General features: G+C 67.2%; 12 protein-coding genes. 9 read left to right on the top strand and 3 right to left on the bottom strand.

What is annotated here, in order from left to right:
- Positions 1-8 precede the first annotated feature (8 nt).
- Complete coding sequence (locus tag ON39_RS45020) at positions 9-674, top strand: TetR/AcrR family transcriptional regulator (protein ID WP_040743542.1); 666 nt, start codon at positions 9-11, stop codon at positions 672-674.
- A gap of 59 nt (positions 675-733) precedes the next feature.
- Here ON39_RS45020 and ON39_RS45015 read toward each other — a convergent pair whose 3' ends face one another.
- From ON39_RS45015 to ON39_RS45005, 3 genes are read right to left on the bottom strand one after another with little or no spacing between them, the layout of a single operon-like run.
- A complete protein-coding gene (locus ON39_RS45015) occupies positions 734-1,507 on the bottom strand; it encodes a gamma-glutamyl-gamma-aminobutyrate hydrolase family protein (RefSeq protein WP_040743540.1) in 774 nt (257 codons plus the stop codon).
- On the bottom strand, positions 1,504-2,859 hold the full coding sequence (locus ON39_RS45010) for a glutamine synthetase family protein (protein WP_040743537.1): 1,356 nt from the start codon (positions 2,857-2,859) through the stop codon (positions 1,504-1,506). The genes ON39_RS45015 and ON39_RS45010 overlap by 4 nt, the downstream gene beginning before the upstream one ends.
- Entirely contained in the window at positions 2,852-3,517 is a 666-nt protein-coding gene (locus ON39_RS45005) for a hypothetical protein (protein ID WP_040743658.1), read from the bottom strand. Before ON39_RS45005 ends, ON39_RS45010 begins: the two co-directional genes overlap by 8 nt.
- Positions 3,518-3,672: 155 nt before the next feature.
- Between ON39_RS45005 and ON39_RS45000 the strand changes: the two genes are divergently transcribed.
- The 8 genes from ON39_RS45000 to ON39_RS44970 all read left to right on the top strand — a co-directional run bounded on the left by ON39_RS45000 (position 3,673) and on the right by ON39_RS44970 (position 15,989).
- Positions 3,673-4,632, top strand: coding sequence for an alpha/beta hydrolase (locus ON39_RS45000; protein ID WP_040743535.1), 960 nt, complete (start codon positions 3,673-3,675; stop codon positions 4,630-4,632).
- 730 nt (positions 4,633-5,362) lie between these two features.
- Entirely contained in the window at positions 5,363-5,503 is a 141-nt protein-coding gene (locus tag ON39_RS49555; protein ID WP_157195670.1) for a hypothetical protein, read from the top strand.
- On the top strand, positions 5,500-7,959 hold the full coding sequence (locus tag ON39_RS44995; protein WP_040743533.1) for a dynamin family protein: 2,460 nt from the start codon (positions 5,500-5,502) through the stop codon (positions 7,957-7,959). The genes ON39_RS49555 and ON39_RS44995 overlap by 4 nt, the downstream gene beginning before the upstream one ends.
- A gap of 1 nt (position 7,960) precedes the next feature.
- Entirely contained in the window at positions 7,961-11,284 is a 3,324-nt protein-coding gene (locus tag ON39_RS44990; RefSeq protein ID WP_146251017.1) for a hypothetical protein, read from the top strand.
- Positions 11,284-12,330: a hypothetical protein gene (locus ON39_RS44985; protein ID WP_040743529.1), complete on the top strand. Its 1,047-nt coding sequence runs from the start codon at positions 11,284-11,286 to the stop codon at positions 12,328-12,330. The genes ON39_RS44990 and ON39_RS44985 overlap by 1 nt, the downstream gene beginning before the upstream one ends.
- Positions 12,327-13,457 carry an Hsp70 family protein gene (locus ON39_RS44980; protein ID WP_146251018.1) on the top strand — a complete coding sequence of 377 codons (1,131 nt, stop codon included), beginning with the start codon at positions 12,327-12,329 and terminating at the stop codon, positions 13,455-13,457. Before ON39_RS44985 ends, ON39_RS44980 begins: the two co-directional genes overlap by 4 nt.
- Positions 13,423-15,117: an Hsp70 family protein gene (locus ON39_RS44975; RefSeq protein ID WP_040743525.1), complete on the top strand. Its 1,695-nt coding sequence runs from the start codon at positions 13,423-13,425 to the stop codon at positions 15,115-15,117. Before ON39_RS44980 ends, ON39_RS44975 begins: the two co-directional genes overlap by 35 nt.
- Positions 15,114-15,989: a coiled-coil domain-containing protein gene (locus ON39_RS44970; protein ID WP_040743522.1), complete on the top strand. Its 876-nt coding sequence runs from the start codon at positions 15,114-15,116 to the stop codon at positions 15,987-15,989. The genes ON39_RS44975 and ON39_RS44970 overlap by 4 nt, the downstream gene beginning before the upstream one ends.
- Positions 15,990-16,109 lie beyond the last annotated feature (120 nt).

The following is a 16,109-nucleotide window of genomic DNA, read 5'->3' as shown; positions in this document are numbered from 1 at the left end:
AGTGACGCATGGGTCGCATTCCCTCCGCCGAGCGCCGTGCCGACCTCGTGGCCGCGGCGGTGCGCATGATCGCGGCCCACGGGGTGGACGGCGCGACGACCCGGCGCATCGCGCAGGAGGCGAACGCTCCGCTGGCCACGCTGCACTACTGCTTCGCCACGAAGGAGGTCCTGTTCGCGGCCGTCTTCGAGTATGTCGCCGGTCTGTATCGAGACGTGTTGACCCGCAACGACGTTCACGGCGACCTGCAGACGAGCGCGCGGGCTCTGCTGCGCGGCGTGCTGGAGTGGTATCTGGCGAACCCGGACCTCGGCGCGGCGATCATCGAGCTGATCAGCTGGGCCCGACGCCAGGAGGACAAGCAGGCCGAGATGGTCTACGAGGAAGCGTTCGCGACCGTGCGGACGATCCTCGAGACCGCCTCGACCGGTGCGGGCCAACCCATCGACTCGAACACCATCGAGGCGCTGACCTACATCGTGACCACGCTGTCCGACGGGTTCGCACTCAACTACCTGGTGTTCACCGATCGCACCGAGGCGCAGCGGCAGATCGAGCTCAGCGTGAGCACGCTCGACGCCTGGATGACCCTCAATCTCACCCCCGAAGCCAAGGCCCCGGCGCCCACATCGGAACAAACGGCGCGGTCGCTCATGTCATGGGTGAGTCATTGATTTGACCGGAAGACCTGCGGGCCAACACCTTTCGATGGTGGCCCGCGGGTCTGCCCGGATCAGATCCGCCTGCTCCCCTCGGTGACAAGCCAGTCGAACGCCGGATCCTCGCGCTCCATCCACTCCGGATGCCACTGCACACCGAGCACCGGCGACCCCGGCAGTTCGACCGCCTCGACGACACCGTCGGCTGTGCGCCCGGTGACCACCAGACCGGCGCCGCAGCGGTCCACCGCCTGATGGTGCCATGAGTTGGTCACCGCGCTCGCGCCGAAGATCCGCCGGGCGATCGAACCGGGCTCGAACGTCACCGCATGGTCGTCGGCGCCGTCGAACAGCGGCGACGACGCCGACAGATGCTCGACGGATCCCGGCGGCAGATGCGGGATCAGGGTGCCGCCGAGCGCGACATTCAGGATCTGCAGACCGCGGCATACCCCGAGGACCGGGACACGCCGGTCCAGGGCGGCACGCACGAGCGCGATCTCGAAGTAGTCGCGTTCGACGTCGTGGACCATCGGATCATCCCGAGGATCGACATCCCGGACCACCGCCGGATCCCCACCCCAGCACGCGGGGTGCACATCCTGGCCGCCGGTGATGACCACGCCGGACAACCGGTGGCACAGCACCTCCGGATCGGCGTCGTAGGGCAGGTTCACCGGAACTCCCCCGGCCCTGGCGATTCGCTCCGAGAAGTCGGACATGAAGGTGTCCGCGAACAGATGACCGTAACGCTTGTCCAACCCCTCGACCAGCCCCAGCCGAACCCGCCGGCCGGTGGTGCCGATCAACGGCCGGACGGTGCCCGGCGTCGCGTGCCCGGCCGTCACGGGAATTCGAAGTATCGAGCCGACTCCCACTCGGACAACTCCGCGAATGGGTCGCCGCCGGTGGTGTGGAACTGCATCCACTCCCACCGCCGCGTGCCGACCCAGTAGTCGACGAACTCGTCGCCGAGCTGCTCGCGCAGGATCGGATCGGCCGCCAGCGCGGTGGCCGCCTTGGTGATCGTGTCCGGCAACCGCTCCAGATCGGGCACACACCAGGCCAGGTCGCTGACCGGCTCCGGCGGCTCGATCTCGCCGTCGAGGCCGGCGATCACCCCGGCGAGGATGGTCGCGACCGCGAGGTACAGGTTCGCGTCGGCGCCGGGCAGGCGGTACTCGAGCCGGGCGTAGGCCGGGTGCCCGCACACCGCCCGCACGGCGGTGCTCTTGTTGGCGATGCCCCAGGTGACCGTGGTCGGCGGGCCGCTCAGATCGACCAGCCGGCGATAGGAGGTGATCTGCGGAAGCATGACCGACGTCGCGCCCCGCATCGTCGCGAGGAGCCCGCCGACGGCGTGGCGCATCGTCGGCGACGCCCCGTCCGGGGCGTAGAAGGCGTTGACCCCGTCGCGCCGCAGAGACAGGTTGACGTGTGAGGCCTGGCCGTATCCCGCGGTCGGTTTGGCCATGAAGGTGACGGTGCGGCCGAGCTCGAAGGCCACCTCGCGCATCACCTGCCGGGTCCGGGCCCAGTTGTCGCACACCGAGATCGGCTCGCCCGGAACCAGATTGAGTTCGACCTGGCCCGCCGCGTCCTCGTCGCTCCACGCCTCCCACTCGATGCCGATCTCGTCGAGGCGCCGGACCACCGCCGACATGTAGTCGACCCAGTCCTTCGACTTGGCGAGGTGGTACGCGGTGCCCGCGGAACCGCCGAGCGGAGTCAGCTCGCGGTAGCCCTTGGCCCGGGCCTCGTGAATGGACTCCCGGAACAGCGTCGCCTCGATCTCGACCGCGATGGTGGCGGTAAAACCGCGCGCGGCGAGTCGGTCGACCAACTTACGGGTCAGGTTGCGTGGGCAGATCCCGATCGGGGCGCCGTCCGCCTGCCAGTAGTCACCGATCACCGACTGCAGGCCCGGTTCCCACTGCACGAGCGTCGACATGTCGGGCCGGAACTGTACGTCGGAGACGTGTCCGCGCCAGTCGGGGAAGGGGAACCCGAAGGTCGGCGCGTTGCCCAGGTCGAGGCCGAAAAGCAGATCGGCCATGGCGAAACCCGAACCCGCACTCGCGGAGAACTTCTTGGGCGCGATGTTCTTGCCGAGGAAACAGCCCTCGTGGTTGGTGGCCTCGAGCCGGACAGTGTGCACGCCGGCCGGGAGATCCGTTGCGGTGGTAGCGGTTTCAGACATCGTATCGAACCTTCCAGGACGCGGCGACCAGCACCGACAGCTGTGAGAGCGTGCCGCGCACGCCGACGAGGCCGGTGGACAGAGCGGCGATCAGATCGTCGGCGCCCGAGAAGACGCCGGCCAGCAAGTCCGGGGGACCCGCGATCACATAGTGGGTCTCGCCCGCGCCGACCACGTGCTGGGCCACACCGTCGGGGCCCTCCGTGATCGCGACGAGCACGTCGGGGATGCCCGGCACCGCTCGGGCCGCGGCCCAGAACGTCTCCGCCGCGACCCGCCAATCCGGCAGCGGCGGCGACAGCAGAGCCCGCACCGCAGCTGCGAGATCGCTTGCGCCAGTGGGCTCGCCGACCGGCGCGCACCGCGCGTTCAGGTCGATGGTCATGGTGAGGTCGGACTCGGCGAATACCCCGCTCGATACCGCGATGACACCGTCGGCGATCGTTATCGTGGCGGACTGCGGCGTGTCGTGGGAGCGCACGGCGACCGTGCCCTCCGGAACCCCCGTTCCCGAGTCTAACCCGTTGGCGCGCAAGGAATCCGCGAGGGTCCGGCCGATCAGCCGGACGATCGGACTCGCGTCGTCCTCGATCCGGATGTCGACCCCGCCGACCGCGTCGGCCGCGCGCGTCGCGGGGCCGATCGTCGTTTCGGTCATCTCTTCTTGTCCTTTCGATTCGACGAGATCGTGTGCGCGGTACACCGTCGGCAGTCGATCCCCGAATGGATCCATTCGTAGTCATATGTCTTAGTCAGATGACTATGATCGTGAGGCACAGATCACTTCATGTCAACGAATTGCGAGGATTTCCCATGAACGACGACGCTCCCGCCTGGCGGAGTCTGCTCGATGACCAGGCTGCGGCCGTAGCCCGGATGATCAGCCAGCTAGTGCCGAAACCCCTGCGCGAACTGGGTGCGGAGCAGGCTCGGGCATTGCTGAACACCTCTCCACCCGGCGAGCCGAGCACGCCTCTGGAGCATGTCGGGCAACTGACCGTGCCGACGCGTGCGGGCGCGATCCGGGCGCGCCTGTACCGCGCGGGCAGCGCCGTACCCGCCTGCGGCGCACCCACCCTGATCTACCTGCACGGTGGCGGTTTCGTCCTGGGCACCCTGGACGGAGCCGACGCCCTGTGCCGCGCGATCGCCGCGGGATCGGGCTGGACGGTCGTGTCCCTGGACTATCGCCTGGCTCCGGAGAACCCTTACCCCGCGGCGCTCGAAGACTGCGTCGACGCCTTCGCGTGGCTGACACGGAAAGGGCCGGAGCTGGGTATCGACCCGGATCGGATCGCGGTCGGCGGCGACTCCGCGGGCGGCAACCTCGCCGCCGCTCTGTGCCTATACCGACGTGACGCCGGCGACCCCCTGCCCGTGACACAGGTGCTCGCCTACCCCGCCGTGGACGACACATTCACCGCACCGTCGTGGTCGGAGTTCGCCGACGCGCCGCTGCTCAGCGCCGCGGACGCGCGCTGGTGCTGGGAGCAGTACGTCGGCGCGGGGCACCCAGGGGGCGACCACCTCGCGGCCCCCATGCGCGCCGAGTCACTGCGCGGTCTACCGCCCGCCCTGATCGTGACCGCGGAGGTCGACCCCCTACGCGACGACGCCGAGGCTTACGCGGAACGGTTGCGGCACAACGGTGTTCCGGTCTCGCTGACCAGGTACCCGGGCGTCTTTCACGGCTTCTTCACCGAGGTCGAGATGTTCGCGCAGGCAAAGCAAGCGATCGATGAGGTGTGCCTGCACCTGCGGGGGTTCGCATAGGTGCCCGCCCTCGCCTGAAAGCGTCCCGCTTCGCGCGCTCGGCGAAGCGGACCACGGTCGTCATCCTTTCGAGCTCGATCGCTGCCTCACCGAGACCTCCGCCGCGGCACTGGCCGCCCATCCCGGCGGCGCGCACACCGACATCTTCCGGTACTCGCCGGCGGCATCCCGATTGCCGAATCTCGCGATCGCCCGACTACTCGGACGCACACCCGCCCTCGGAGCGCTGCCGATGCTGCGCGCGGCCGCCGATCCGAGCGCGGTAGGCGGTGAATACTACGGGCCTTCAATCCTTTTCGAAATACGAGGCCATCCGGACCGCGTGCGGTCGAGCACCATGTCGCACGACCGACACCGGCAAGCTCGACTGTGGAGGAGTCCGAACGGCTGACCGGCGTGAAGTATCCGGTCTGCGCATAGCGGCGAATGAGAGTGCTGGAACGGCGATTTCGTGGAAAAGGGCGATCTTCGGCTCGGGCGGCCCGCTGTACATCATTCGACGGATACCTCCGCGAGCTTTCCCCGTGGAACACTGTGATTCGTAAATTTCGGCAGGCGAACTGAACTCACACCCGACCATGCGTAGCGCGCGACGCTCGTCTGCCTTCTGAAAAGCGGTGCCCGCCGAAGTAATGCGGCGGGGCGATATCGACATACCGTCGGCGCCGCAGAATCGGTGGACGCTCGACCTGGCTCGGGCGCCGATTCGGGCTGTGTCGGAGGGACTGGAATGGCCGAAGGGGTCGATGATTCCGTTGGCAGCGATGAATCAGGGCGCGCGAGAACGCATCTCATCGAGGAACTGAACGATCTACGTGAATACGCCGCGAAACTGCGCGATGTCGCCGCGAGCCTTCCCCCGAACCGGTGATCGACGAGGTCCGTGACACCCTTGTCCGCGAGGCGGACAAGCTGATCGCGTTGGCGGACGAACCGATCACCGTGGGTATGGTGGGAACGTACTCTGCGGGCAAGTCTTTGCTGCTCGGCCTGCTCCTCGGCGCACCGGACCTGCTTCCGGTGAGCGATGATCCGACGACCGCGAACGTCACTGTTCTGCAATTGCGTCAGGGGCGAGAGGGCGATCCGACGCTGATCACCCGAGCCGCTCTGCAATATCTGAGCCACGACGAAGTCTCGGCCTGTGTCGCCACCATGCTCGACGAGTTGACCTCGCGCTGTGCATCCGCGGGCATGATTCCCGAGACGCTCGCCGCACTGCACCGAATGCGCGGCTTGCCCACGGCGGACTTCTGGCGCGAATTCGGTTCCTGGGCAAGAACTAACGCGTGGCCGACGCGCAGCCCGTCGATTCGCCTCGCCGTGCGGGAACTGCTGCGCGTCGGCGGCGCGGTGCTCACCGCCCCCTGGGCGTTGGGCTGGTCGAAACCGATCGGTGCGGACGTCTTCCGGGCAGCACTGAGTTTGCCCGCGCCCGTGGCGGATCCCACGGTGTTCCCCGATTGGTTCCGCGGGACCATCCGCGACCGCAGGCAAACAGGAGAGGTCGATGCGAGTTCGCTCCGTGCGACGCTTCCGCTGATACGCCGGGTCGTACTGGATATCGCGGTGCCGACGCACATTTGGGACCTCACCGCCCTGTGCGGGCACAATGCGCTCGCGCTGCTGGACTTTCCAGGCCTGGGCGCCGATGTCTCGGAAATACGCGATCGCGGCCTCGCTCGCCGCGAACTCGCCGACGTGACCACGATCTTCGTCCTGCTGCACGGGCAGCGAGTCAGCGACGCCGCCGCCATGACCATTCTCGATATGCTCGACCGAGCGCCCGAGGACATTCACGACAGCGTGCTCGTCGGCATCGGACGCTTCGACCAACTCCCCCATTCGATCAGTTCGGATCTTGCGACAGGTCCGTCGGCGCGACTGTCGGATAGTCAATTGACCGGCGGCGTGCTGGCCGCGGTGCTGAGCAGCGCACGGCAGTTGCTCGGCTCCGATCGCGATGAGCGGATTCATTTCCACTCCGCGATGCTGGGTATCGCCGCCCTGGATCGTCGGTTTGCCGATCGCGGCCGTTACTCTCCTGAATTCGCCGCCGAACGGAGTCTGGCCGAACATATTCCGCGCGCGCTCGACAACGGCGCGTCGTGGTCGAGGATCGTCGGCCGGCTCGTCGTCGACGATCCGGGCAGTGTGCTGGCGCCCGCGCTCACCGCGTACGCCGACGACGGCGGCGTGCGTCGCATCCGCGACGGCGTCGAACGCCACGTGCAAACCCATGGATTGCGCATTCGCCGCGCACAGCTGCTCCGGCAAGCGGATCGCCTCGAAACCACGCAGCAGCGTTTGATCGACGCCCTACGGCTGCACGGACCGCGGGAGAACGACGAGACCCGCGCACAGCGCGACGTCGTGGAGTCCCTGGTGGAATCGGTACGAAACTCGTTGGCGCACTTGGCCGATCGAAGCACCCTCGAGCTCGCTGATCCGCGCACGGTGCGGGTGAACGGGCAAGCCGGCCTGACGGATTCGGTGCGACAGCTGATCGTCGGTGAGATCTTCGGCTGGCCGGAATGGTCTGCGCTGTTCGCGGCCGTTCGCGACGGTGTCGTCTGCGCCCGGCTGGGCGACGAGCTGATTTTCGACCAAGAGGACGAGGAGGATCAGCCGTCGAGGCTCCCGCTCAGCACCCGTGAGTTCGAGGCGCGCTTCACCGAAGCGGTCACGCTGGGCGAACGGTTCGCCAGGGACCGAGCGTGGACGCTGCTCGCCGAGTGGGCGCGCCGAGCCGATGTGGAGCGGTCCGCCTTACATCACCGTCGAGCCGAAATCATCACTCCCGCTGTCCAGCAGCGTCTGTGCGCGCAGTTCGCCGGCCGCGGCTACCCGCGCTACCTCGACCGCGCACTGAACCTCGAATGGTTGCCGGATACCACCCGCAAGAACGTCGAGCAACGCATGGCTCGGCGCGCGGAGGCGGGGCGAAACGACGAGAACGCCGCCGACACCGACGATCCGGTGGGGAAGTTTCCGTTGCGCCGCAACGCCGGATTCGCCTGGGATCCAGGCATGCCCGAGGCGGTCCGCGCGAGCGTGGTGACAGCTGTGGCCGGGCATCAGATCCGTCCGGCGCGATTGCGCCGCGAACTCGTCAACGGCGCCGTGGATCTGGTGATCTCGCGCATCTCCGCTGAGCAAGCCGAAATCGCTTGGGTAGTAGCGGAATTGCTGCGGCGCAGTCGAGCCCGGCTCGACGCGCCGGAGCTGTTCGTCGCCACCGTGATCGGCATCGAGGACGATCACCCAACGGACCCGGCGGCCGATCTTGCCGCTGTACGGCACCCCGCGCGAGGGGGCGGTGGCTGAGATGAACCAGGGTCTGACGGTGCGCTGCGTCGGTGACCCCGCGGTCTTCCGAGCCGAGGGCAGCGGTCGATTCACGGTGTGCGAGAGCGACGGCCGCTTCCGATTGCCGGTGCTGGAGCTGGCACCGCTGGCCCACGGCTCAGTGATTCGCTTGATCGATTTACGCCCCGAACTCGCCTCGGCGCGAGGGCCATTGGCCGATCGGGTGCTGGCGAGCTGGACTGCGGCACCGCTTTCGGGCACGACCTTCGTAGACCCGGTACGCACCGATCCCACGGAGGTCGAGGCGTTGGCACCGGGCCACCCCGACGAGCAGATAACGGTCGCGTGGATCGGCACGTTCGTAGCAGAACCCGACCCCCCGAGAGAATTCCGGATGGTAGTGCAGTTGTCTCTCGAATCGAGCGCGCCGAAAGTCGCCGGGCGCAAGGTATCCGACATCCCCCGCCATCCAGGGTGGGTAGCGCTGGATTTCGGCACCTCGAACTCGACCGCCGTCTTGTTCGATCAAGACAACCTGAGCGAACGCCCGCTGGCACGGCAGCAAGCCGCCGCCCTGCGCGACCAGGTCGTCGCACTGCTGCGCGACCCGTCACTCCCGCCGACCCACGCGCGGCAGTTCGCGGGCATGATGGACGCGATCGCTCGAACGGTACCGACGATCGGCGAAAGCACCGGCGATGCCCGCGACCGTCTCGTCGCGGCCCTCGACAGCGAGCCGGTGGACAATCCTCGTCATCGGCTCACCGTCCTGTACGGAGTCCTCCTCGGCCTGGAACGCGCCCTGCCCGGACTCGGCGCGCCACTGCGGAGCTGGCTGGCCGACCGTCTGCACGGCTGCTATGACGCCGCCTTCGCGGTCCCGGGTTTGGATGGGCTGCAATTGTTTCCGGTCGAGCTCGACGCGGCGACGGGCGGCCATGAGCTGCCGAGCCGGATCGAGGTGACCGGAATCGCGCCGCTGGCAGTGCAACTGAGCGCCGACGACGATCCCTCGGCGGAACCCGCCCTCGGTCGTTACCACCACGGCCTGAAGCAATACCTCGGGAAACCGCAGGGCCGCATCGTCGATGCGGGCACAGGCGAGACGACCACCGTGAGCACCGACGATCTGATCGAGGCTGCCCTGTGGTTCCTGATCGAGCGCACGGACGATTTCATCGCGGCGCATCCGGGGTCGCTCGCGCGCGGTCGATTGAATCAGGCGGTCCTCACCTATCCGACGGTGGCGCCGCCGATCGTGCGCCATCGGTTGCGCGAACTCATGCGGCACCCGCGGCTGCGCGACGGCCTGGATCTGGTGGAAACGTCCTACGACGAGGCCGTCGCGGCCGTGATGTTCTTCCTGATGCGGGATTTCGGTGGCGAGTTCGAGATCGGCATCGAGGCGGTCAAGGCTAGATATCGCTTCGTCAGCCAATCGCCGCCGGCTTGGAAGCAGAACATCCTGGTGATCGACATCGGCGGCGGCACAACCGATATCGCCCTGGTGACCATGGTGCTCGCCGATCGGACCGCGCCCGACCCCGGCGCGGACATCGAAAGCCCGTGGTACGGAAGGTATTACGTACTCACCCCCAAGGTCAGGGGCTCTTCGGGCCACCTTCAGCTCGGTGGCGAGTACCTGACATTGCGAGTATTCCACTGGCTGAAGGCCGTCGTCGTAGACCTGCTGCTGACCACCTTCCCGGCCAACTACGGCACGCCGATTCAGTCCTTGCCCAGGAACTTCCGACGCGACGAGAAGTACCGATCGGACAGCTTGGTGCACGCTGTGCGCGCCGATTGTGAGGACCGCGACGTCCTCGACGCCCTGGAATCCGTCCTGCCGACTCGGTGGCGTACGGATCAGCACAATGAACAGGCCTTCTGGCTGCTGTGGCGGCTGGCGGACCGCGCGAAGGCCGCGCTCGGCAGGCCCGACGCCGTGCCTTTCCCGCTGACCCGGTCCGAACTCGTTCAGCTGGTGCACGCCACTACCGCCGGCGCCGGCCTCTCGGCGACCGAACTCGAACGACTGCCGCAACGGCAACTCGGCGTGCACGAGTTCGGTCAGCTCATCGCGGAGCCGCTCGCCGAAGTCATGCGTCTGGCAACGGGTTTGGTGCTGGACGCCTTCAAGTCCGAGCCTGCCGAGAAACTCGACCGGATCATTCTCACCGGGAAAACCAGTGCGCTGACACAGGTCCGGCACGCGCTGAGCGCGGACTTCGGTCGTGGCGACGACAGCGGCGCGCACATCAACTGGGACAGCAGCGGGGTCACCGTCGAGCACGAGTACGCGAAGTCGGCCACGGCCATCGGCGCATGCTGGGCCGAGAGCATCAGACAGTACGGTGTCGACCTCGACAACGCCCACCGCCGCCTCCGGGAGGGCAAGACGGTCTTGGCCGTCGAGGTGGAGAATCTGTTCTACAACCTGCCGTGCTCGTTCCGGATCAAGGAACAGGAGGGCGCCGCGGTGCGGCTGACCAGCCGCACCGAACTGGTGCAACTCGACGCGGACCCGATCGGCAAGGCCCGCGGCGAAGGCGAATGGGACGCGCTGACGCCGGCCGTCAGCGTGTACCGGGTGATCAGCGGCGGCCACGACGCGCTCTGGGGGAACTTCCGGTTCGAGGAGTACGCACGCCACGAACAACCGCCCTCGGTGCTGGATTCGGCGGTCTGGCCGCACGAGATCAAGGCGCAGCTCGAGGTGACCCAGGAGCTCGATCTCTCGATTCATCTGTGCCGGGGTGGTCCCCACTATGTCGTCGCGGGCCCGTCGATCAGTGTCCTCGACGCGATTCGAGAGGTGTTCGGTCCGGAGTTCTGTGGTCCGGACGGCACCGTACCGGACGTCTTGCCCGGAGATATTCTGGTCGACTCGATCATCGGCGGCTCTACGACCAGATCGCGTTCCGTGGTGTTCCCTGCGGGCGAACCGTTGAGCTTCGACGCGACATTCTTCGAGAACAACAGCGCACCAGCAGATCTCGGCATCGAAGGCCTGCAAGCTAGGACAGATCTCGATGCTCCGGTCGGTCGTCGGGCGGCCGGCGCGGCCGCCCGGTGGGAATTCACGCTGCACTATCCGGGCGGTCAGAAGCGCATCGGTGAGCTACGCCAACCGGTCCTGTCGGCGGGCAGGTTTCCCACCCGCTACCACGCCACGCTCGACCGGCGGGGGCGGCTGCGGGTACACGGCGGCGCACTGCCCTACCGGACGGCGACGTCGCTGAGTCAGGTGGAGTCCGATCCGGGACGGGTGCACACCGTTCGGCTTCCGGCCGTGCGCGCCCCGCTGGATGAGGCCCGCGATCCGTTCAGCGGGGCACATTGATGGAACACGCACGCACACTGCTGAATACCCCCTCTTCGGAGCTCGCCACGGTGCTCCGATACGGCTTGATCGGCTTGCGCTCCGGCGTCGCGGCCGCCTATCGGGTACGGCCCGATGATCCCGGTGCCGCGGCGTGCCGAGAGGTGATCCGGGTATTCGACGAACTGCTCGATGCGAAAGCACCGGAAGAACACGATTCGGCGCGTACGGCACCGGACCGAGCGCTCACCATCCTGCTTCGATCGCCGAGTGCCCCTGCCTGGCTGCGCGATCCGGCCGCCGCGCCCCACACCCTGCGCCGCAGAATGCATTTGGCGACATTACGGCTGCCCGAGCCGGAGGCCGCCGTTTGGCGCGACGCGGTGACCGAGGCCCTCGGCTCCCCGGAGCCCTCGGGGCGATGGCGGGATCTACCCGGTACTCCGGAGATCGTGCTCTGTCCGCCGTCCATGGCCGGCGAGGGCTATCGATTGCTCGACTCCGCGCCGATCGACGACGAGATCGCCCGCCGTTTAGGCTTGGCGACCCGATCACCCGACTCGTTTCGCCGGGAGTTGGCTCGCCTGGCCACCATCGTCGCCGCCATGGTCGACGGCGATCCCGACCTCGTGCTCGCCTTGGAGAGCGTGAACTACAAGGGCCTGTGCGTATTCACCGAGGCGAACCGTGCCGCGTACCACCGTGACCTGCTGTATCGGCTGGGCGAATACGGCCGGACCCGCTATGGATCACCCGAGTCCTTCGAGGCGCTCGTCCTCGTCGACGAGGCGCTGCAATCGGTTCTGCACATGCCCGTAGCGGCCGGAGGTAGCTGGTGGTCGGGCATCCACGAGCGAGCAAGGGCACTGGTTTTCAACGCGCAGCGCGACCACCCCGGTGTCCACCTGCAACTACTGGCTCACCCCTATCGGCAGATCCGTGGAAAGACCGGCGACAACGACGTCCGGATCCGCTCGGACGGGAGCGGAAACGTGCTCAGGTGCCTGCGGTTGTGGGCCGAGGTCGACGGCAAGCGACTTCCCGGCAGAGTGGTGTATTCGGGATGACCGCCACGAATTCCCTTGGCCATCACGTCGTGGGCATCGGTATCGAGCCGACGACACTGCGCGCGAAAACCGCCCTCGATGGGCGTATTACGCAGGGAGTCACCACGATTCCGGCCACTGTCGCCCGACACGGCGCCGAATTGCTGGCCGGTGTTCGATCGAACGACGGGACGCGAGACGCGCGCGACCACCGTGCCGACATAGTCGAGCGCATCGGTGACGCCGAACTGGTTCCCCTCGCCGACACGTACTACCCCACCGACTATCTCGTCGGCCGGCTACTGGCCGCGTTGCGTGCGGAACTGATCGAGCGGAGCGGACCGATCAGCGGCGCCGTCATCGCCTACCCCTCAGGTTGGACACGGAGCCAACGGGATCGGCTGGCACTCGCCGCCGATTGCGGCGGGTTCTCGGAGGTGGAACTGATCCCCGCCGCCGAAGCCGCGAGCATGACCCCCACCGCGGACGACTACGCCTGTGGCACAGGACCGTTGCTGCTGCTCGACCTCGGCCGCGACGGCGGCATCTCGCTCCTGGATCGCAAGGCGACGAGATATCGATTGAGACGGCACGCGAGGTTGCGAGATCTGGTGGCGCGCGGGGTCTTCGCGACGGACGACACCGAGTCAGGCGAAGCCGGAGAATCGATCATCGTCTTCGCCAAGTATTTTCTCCGGCAGTCGGACTGCACCGTCGAAGCACTCGGCGACGTGCGCGCCATCGGCGTCGACCCGCGCGACCACGGGCTCTTGTCCTCGCTGGCGCGATTCGTCGGGGGCCCCGTCCACGTTCCGTCGCAACCGGACCAGGCGATCGTCGACGGGGCGACCCGCCGCGCGCTCACCCGGTACCCCGCCGCCGCGGACAGCGACGAGACCGCCGTCCACTTTCGCTTGGGGCACCTCGCCGACCTCCGCGAGCAGCGAGGCGACGACGGCGCCGCGGCGGAACTGCGGGCGATGGGAGACGCCATCTACGAAAGCCGATTCGACATGGGCGACTCGGCGGGCAGGCCCGGCGCACTCGCGGATCTGCTCGACCGAGCCGACGCACTGTTGTCGAAGTACCGAGAGCCGACGAGAGAGGAGAACCATGGCCGACAGTTCACGCGTCGTGGCCGCGGTTGATTTCGGCACGCACGGTACCGGATTCGCGTGGTCGCTGCGCAACGACCCGAAACACACGGTGTTCTACTACGACCAGTGGCCGGGGCAGCCCGCCGCCTACCCGAAGAACCTCAGTGCCCTACTGCTGGATGCCGACGGGATGGTCGTGGCCTGGGGGTACGAGGCGCGACGCCGGCGGCTCGCCGACGCGACCGACGAAAACCTCGACTACCGAGCACATTTCAAGATTGCCCTGCTGCCCGACGGCGCCGCGAACGGGGACGGTGACCGGAGGAAATCCGAGCCGAGTGCGATCGAGCTGACCGCGCTGTGCCTGCGCGAGGTCTATCGAGTCGCGATCAAGGAGATCGTCACTCGCACGGCCATCACACCCGACGAGGTCGAGTGGCTGCTCACCGTCCCCGCCATCTGGGGCGATCGCGAGCGGCACCTCATGCGCACCGCCGCCGAGATCGCCGGATTCTCCGGTGTCAGACTGAGTTTGGTGACCGAACCGGAGGCCGCGGCGCTGGACTGCTGGCAGGACCCGGCCTTCGAGGACCTCGCGCAGCCGGGCAGGCGCTTCGTGGTCGTCGACGCGGGCAGTGGCACGGTCGATATCACCTCCTACGAGGTGGTGGGTACCGACGACCGGCCACGCCTGGCCGGCCTCGGTGTCCCGACCGGCGCGGCCCTCGGCGCCGGCGACCTCGACAGGGAGTTCATCCGTGGGATCGTCCGGGCTCGGCTGGGTCAGGCGCTCGCCTGGGAGATGGCGGCCGACGGCGCGTCACGCATTGCGCTGCTTGATGATTGGGAGCGCGCCAAACGCGACTTCGATCCGCGGCGAGGCGGCCCGCTCAATGTCACGTTGCCGCCCAAAGTGCTTCGCAAGCTGTACGTGGAGGACGACCGCAGCCGCGCGGCCTTGGCCGCGGCACAGGGCGGCGTCGACGATTCGATCGTGCTCTCGCCCGGCGAGGTGCGCTCGCTGTTCGACAAGACCATCACCCCGATGATCGCGCTGGTCGCCGAGCATATTCGGGCGTTGCCCCGTGGCACGCCGCCCTCGTTGCTGCTGGTGGGTGGGTTCGCGCAATCGCACTATCTGCAAGACCGTTTTCGTCAGGCGTTCTCCGGCATCGTAACGCAGGTGCTGACCGCGCCACGACCGGCGCACGCGGTGTTGTTCGGCGCGGTGCGGTCCGGCCTGGAGGGTGTCGTGGTTTCCCGGCCGAGTCAGTTCACCTACGGGATCGCGGTGCGCAGGAGATTCCACGAGCACTCGGACCAGTTGCGCCGCATGCACATCGACGAGGACGGCGATCTGTGGTGTGAGGACGCTTTCGCCGTCCTGGTGACGATGGGCCAGCAGGTGGTCGTCGGCCACGAGATATCGCAGCAGTTCTGCCCCTCGGACTCGGACACCGCCAGCCTCGGCATTCGGTTGTTCCAGACCAAGAATCCGCGTCCGCGCTATATCGATGAACCCGGCTCCGAACACCTGCTCACGATCGACATCGACATCCGCGGCACGGTCGGCGAGCCGATCGCCAAGCGAAAGATCACCGTCACCCTCGTGTTCGGTCTCGTCGAGCTCGCCATGCGGGTGCTCGACCGCAACACCGGCGTCGAACAGCGCGCATCCATGAACTACTTGATCGAGGAAGCGGCGGAATGACCGACAGACATCGAGCCGGACCCGAGGCCGAAGCGCGCGCCGAGCACACCGCGGCGCATCCGCGGCCGATCCACCGGATCGGCCGAGATCTGGAACTGCTCGTACTCTCCTGGCAAGACTTACGCGCGGAGTTCACCCGACTCTACGACGACAACGGGCTACTGCGCGAGCGTCACCGCGAACACACGCACGCGATGCTCGACGTACAAGCACAGCTGAAACGGTTACAGCTGGACCGGGCGGAACTGCGACAGGCTGTCGGCGATCGGGATCGAGAGACCCAGCGACTGATGACGGAGATCGAACAGCTGCGCGTCGAAGGGTTGGATTTGCGCGGCCAGATCGACAAGTTGACCGCCGAACGGCTCGCGCAGTCCGACGACCTGTCCAGCGCCGCCGACGCCGGACATCTGGACGTCATGAACCGGCTGCATGCCTTCGATACACAGGAACTACCTTGTCTCGTGCGGCCGCTGGCGCAGTCGGGGTCGCATCATCCGCCGCAGCGCCGGACCGGAGTGCTGATCCTGCGGGCGTATCTGTTGATATTGATCGCGGGCATCGACAGCGCCGCCGAGTTGCTCAACCAGTTGGGCATACCGACACCACACACGGCGTTGCTCGCCGACGCGGAATGGGTCTGCGCCCGTGGGGCCGACTTGCGCAGAGCCGCAGAGGAACTCGACAACTCGGCGGGTTGGATGTTCGATCGCTCGAGTCGCGTTCTCGATATCGAGACCCAAAGAGCATGGCGCGCATGCGATCCGAACCACCCTGTGCAGTTCGTCGTGGTGCCGGGCTATCGGGCAGGTCGTCGCCTCTACCGCCAGCAAGAAGTATTCACCGGTGAACCATCGACTTATGTCGGTTAGTTGAGGAAGAAATGAGTCTCGTCGAGCGGACCGACATCATAGCGGGGGCGGTGCTTCTCACCCTCTCGTTGCTCACCTTCGCGGTTCGAGTTTTCGGACGCGGCGCGATAGCCTCGGTTT

Origin of the sequence: Nocardia tenerifensis NBRC 101015 (assembly GCF_000308715.1) — a bacterium.
Classification (GTDB): Bacteria; Actinomycetota; Actinomycetes; order Mycobacteriales; family Mycobacteriaceae; genus Nocardia; species Nocardia tenerifensis.
This window is presented reverse-complemented; position numbering and strand designations above follow the sequence as displayed.

What these genes read in the sequence shown, in the direction of transcription:
- ON39_RS45020 (WP_040743542.1), top strand. Translation starts at nt 9, where the DNA reads ATGGGTCGCATTCCCTCCGCCGAGCGCCGTGCCGACCTCGTGGCCGCG.
- ON39_RS45010 (WP_040743537.1), bottom strand. Translation starts at nt 2,859, where the DNA reads ATGTCTGAAACCGCTACCACCGCAACGGATCTCCCGGCCGGCGTGCAC.
- ON39_RS45005 (WP_040743658.1), bottom strand. Translation starts at nt 3,517, where the DNA reads ATGACCGAAACGACGATCGGCCCCGCGACGCGCGCGGCCGACGCGGTC.
- ON39_RS45000 (WP_040743535.1), top strand. Translation starts at nt 3,673, where the DNA reads ATGAACGACGACGCTCCCGCCTGGCGGAGTCTGCTCGATGACCAGGCT.
- ON39_RS49555 (WP_157195670.1), top strand. Translation starts at nt 5,363, where the DNA reads ATGGCCGAAGGGGTCGATGATTCCGTTGGCAGCGATGAATCAGGGCGC.
- ON39_RS44990 (WP_146251017.1), top strand. Translation starts at nt 7,961, where the DNA reads ATGAACCAGGGTCTGACGGTGCGCTGCGTCGGTGACCCCGCGGTCTTC.
- ON39_RS44985 (WP_040743529.1), top strand. Translation starts at nt 11,284, where the DNA reads ATGGAACACGCACGCACACTGCTGAATACCCCCTCTTCGGAGCTCGCC.
- ON39_RS44980 (WP_146251018.1), top strand. Translation starts at nt 12,327, where the DNA reads ATGACCGCCACGAATTCCCTTGGCCATCACGTCGTGGGCATCGGTATC.
- ON39_RS44975 (WP_040743525.1), top strand. Translation starts at nt 13,423, where the DNA reads ATGGCCGACAGTTCACGCGTCGTGGCCGCGGTTGATTTCGGCACGCAC.
- ON39_RS44970 (WP_040743522.1), top strand. Translation starts at nt 15,114, where the DNA reads ATGACCGACAGACATCGAGCCGGACCCGAGGCCGAAGCGCGCGCCGAG.